General features: G+C 45.2%; 8 protein-coding genes. All 8 read right to left on the reverse strand.

The window, feature by feature from the left end:
• Nucleotides 1–80 precede the first annotated feature (80 nt).
• Complete coding sequence (locus HMPREF3179_RS12590; RefSeq protein WP_256388752.1) at nt 81–212, reverse strand: hypothetical protein; 132 nt, start codon at nt 210–212, stop codon at nt 81–83.
• 4 nt (nt 213–216) lie between these two features.
• A complete protein-coding gene (locus tag HMPREF3179_RS08070) occupies nt 217–540 on the reverse strand; it encodes a hypothetical protein (protein WP_070470565.1) in 324 nt (107 codons plus the stop codon).
• 82 nt (nt 541–622) lie between these two features.
• Nucleotides 623–1249, reverse strand: a complete 627-nt coding sequence (locus tag HMPREF3179_RS08075) for a glycoside hydrolase family 19 protein (RefSeq protein WP_070470566.1) — start codon at nt 1247–1249, stop codon at nt 623–625.
• Complete coding sequence (locus HMPREF3179_RS08080) at nt 1249–1545, reverse strand: hypothetical protein (RefSeq protein ID WP_070470569.1); 297 nt, start codon at nt 1543–1545, stop codon at nt 1249–1251. The genes HMPREF3179_RS08075 and HMPREF3179_RS08080 overlap by 1 nt, the downstream gene beginning before the upstream one ends.
• Nucleotides 1542–1844 (reverse strand): hypothetical protein, encoded by a 303-nt coding sequence (locus tag HMPREF3179_RS08085; RefSeq protein ID WP_070470571.1) that lies wholly within the window; start codon nt 1842–1844, stop codon nt 1542–1544. Before HMPREF3179_RS08085 ends, HMPREF3179_RS08080 begins: the two co-directional genes overlap by 4 nt.
• 100 nt (nt 1845–1944) lie before the next feature.
• On the reverse strand, nt 1945–2310 hold the full coding sequence (locus HMPREF3179_RS08090) for a hypothetical protein (protein ID WP_070470573.1): 366 nt from the start codon (nt 2308–2310) through the stop codon (nt 1945–1947).
• On the reverse strand, nt 2311–2502 hold the full coding sequence (locus HMPREF3179_RS08095; RefSeq protein ID WP_070470575.1) for a hypothetical protein: 192 nt from the start codon (nt 2500–2502) through the stop codon (nt 2311–2313).
• A partial coding sequence (locus tag HMPREF3179_RS12400) for a hypothetical protein (protein ID WP_210398762.1) occupies nt 2486–2733 on the reverse strand: 248 nt, incomplete at its 5' end. The genes HMPREF3179_RS08095 and HMPREF3179_RS12400, both read right to left, overlap by 17 nt.

Consider the following 2733-nt stretch of genomic DNA (forward strand, 5'->3'; position numbering starts at 1 on the left):
GTATGAAACTTGGCTTAATGGACGAGAGGATAGCCAAAAGATGCGGGCTATGTGGGCAAGTGAGCAAAAGTTATAATAGTTTACTTCCACAACCCCACCACCGCCTCATGCTTGACTTTGCACTCATAATACCTAGTCACCGCATCCGCTAACGCTACGGCCACATCATCAAAGTGATTGCCTGCTGGCGGTTGCGGGTCAGTGCAAGACATTAAATTACCGGGTAAAGGCGGGCGTGTATAGCTTGTAGATGTGTTGCATGCGGTCAGCGTCAGCATAGCAGTCAAACTCAGCAAGATTTTTGTAGCTTTCTTTAAACTCATCGTGTCGTACTCCGATTTGTATTAATGATGTTTGCGCAACGCTGGACGCTCTTAATAGCTCATCAGCGGCTGTTTTATAGCTCTCAAGTTCAGCCACATACTGCGCTTCCTTGGCGGCCGACTGTCCAGCACGATATTGCAGTTGGCCATAGCCGTAAACAGCTGTTAAAGCAGCAAACAGCACTGCTGCGCCGATAGCGTATTTTTTAATATTCATAACTAGGTCCATAAGATTAAAGAGCCGTAAAGAGCGGCGTAAAACCACACTTCACACACTCTAATTAAGCAGTCATAATTAGTCATAACAGCACCTTTTTTGCTCGCTCTAATCGGTTGATGCGGTCAGTAAGCCCATTTAATCCACCATTAATGCGCCGTGTAGCACCGCGAACGTCATCCGCATCAAAATAAGCCTGCAAGCCGTTATCCCAAAGCCACCACATCGCTGCTTGAGCGGCAATGCCCTTATCTTTGCGTACTAAATCGGGTAAGTCGACAATATCAATACCTAGCGCCTTTGACGCTTTTGTGTAATTCGCACGGCCTGTTAGCTGGATTAAGCCACCACCACGGAAAAACCAGCCGTCATTAGGCTGCGTGTTGCCAAGGTTGCGTCTACCCCATTCTCCACCATAGACAAAGTTAGCTATTTCTATTGGATTGCCTGCCAGCAAATAAGCTTTATGTCTATCCAGTCCGTTGCGACTGCCGAAAACAGTAATCAATCTATCAGCCGAGCGGTAGTTTAGGTTTTCCTCAAGCCGTGCAAATCCTCCCGACTCGTGACCAATTTGCGCAATCACATGGGACATGACTAATGGATCATAGACAAAGTACATTGAGTAAGCTTCGGTGAATGGCTTGTACCAGCGCTCAGCCATTGGCTGACTAATACCCGCTGCGTCTCTAAATTGTTCTAACGTCATCACTTTTTTTGCCTCCTAATATTCAAAAACTCACGCGCTCTGTTTTTTCGCTTGCAATAGTACCGAGTCTTAATTAGCGTACCAATCGCATAAAGCCCCATAGCTGTTGAAAGCAAAGGCTCATGCGGATAGCCCCATGTGCCATTGCTTAGCATTTGTATGCGCCATAGCGCCCAAATAGCAGCCATTGCTAAACCAAACCGCTGAAAGCTATTGCCGTTAAATGCGCGGTTAAACTGCCCTGCAATGCACATAAGAGCGACAAAGCCGTAAATTGTCATTAAGTAAATAATCATTCACGATCCTTTATTCCTAAGACTCTCCCTATCAATTTTGATAAAGAGATTTGGTTAAGCTCGGACAGCAATTTATCTACCGTGGGCGCAAGCATAAGGCCCACAACAAATGAGCTCATTCCCGTAGGCCATCCGAGCAAATAAGCCACATATTCGTGAGCGTAATAAGCCGCAGCGGACGACATAAACAATACCCCTGCCCTCCTTTTTATCGTGCCCTTTGTCAGCACTACAGCTTGACTCGTTGCGCCAAGCAAGCCAGGCAGCGCAGTTTTAAGCGTCTCAATCACTTGCTCCATTTTTATCCTTGTTCTCTTTCGCCCTATAAAAAAGCCCTCATTTCGAGGGCTATAAGTTGCTCACACTTTATTTAGTATCCGACCTCCTCGAGCTGAAAACTTATTCAAGCAACTCAACATCTTCAACACCATCAGCAGTTTCGACCGCACCACCTGCGAAAGTGTTTCGGCTAATGATTTGATAGCTACCTTGATATTCGTATTCGTTAGCGACTGATTCACCTTCTTGCGTTAATTGAGCAAGAAGCCAGTCCAGCGTATCACCTGCCGGCTCGCCTTTTAGCACCACGGAATACATCGCTAATGGCTGCACGTCAGGATGGTTTAGAGCGTCAGCGTTAAAGTAGGACAGAACATTAGCAGTAATAATGTCTTCATCTACATTTACCGTATAAGACTTAATCACATGCGCTGATAACGGAACGTAGTACGGTGTAGAGATGATTTGTTTATTGATGTATTTCATTTATGATTCCTTTTTAAAGGTTGATTTAATTGATCGGATTTCGTTAATCCAGTCGATAGTTTCTTCGGGCAATAAAAAACCCTGCATTTGCAGGGCTTCAAATCCTTTGTAAATCGCGTCAAGCTGATCGCCAATATCCGGATAGCTCGCTTTGCGCAGCGGTATCGGGTTTTCTTTATGCTTTACTTTCATAAGTCGTCTCCCAGTCTTGATACGGCCAAGCTTCTACTCTAATTGTGTAGATTGTTGGCTGGTCAAACTCAAGTTCTGCTGTTTCGCTCTCGCACTCGTAAGATTGCCCGTTGATAAAAATAGAGCAGGGATTAGGCAAATCTGTAAGTGTTAAGCCAGTGAGATTAGTTTGTTGGATTGGACGGTCTGTTATTTGTCCGTTTTTGATGTATTGCGTGGCGGGATCGGCTT

This window comes from Oligella sp. HMSC09E12, assembly GCF_001808505.1.
GTDB lineage: Bacteria > Pseudomonadota > Gammaproteobacteria > Burkholderiales > Burkholderiaceae_B > Oligella > Oligella urethralis.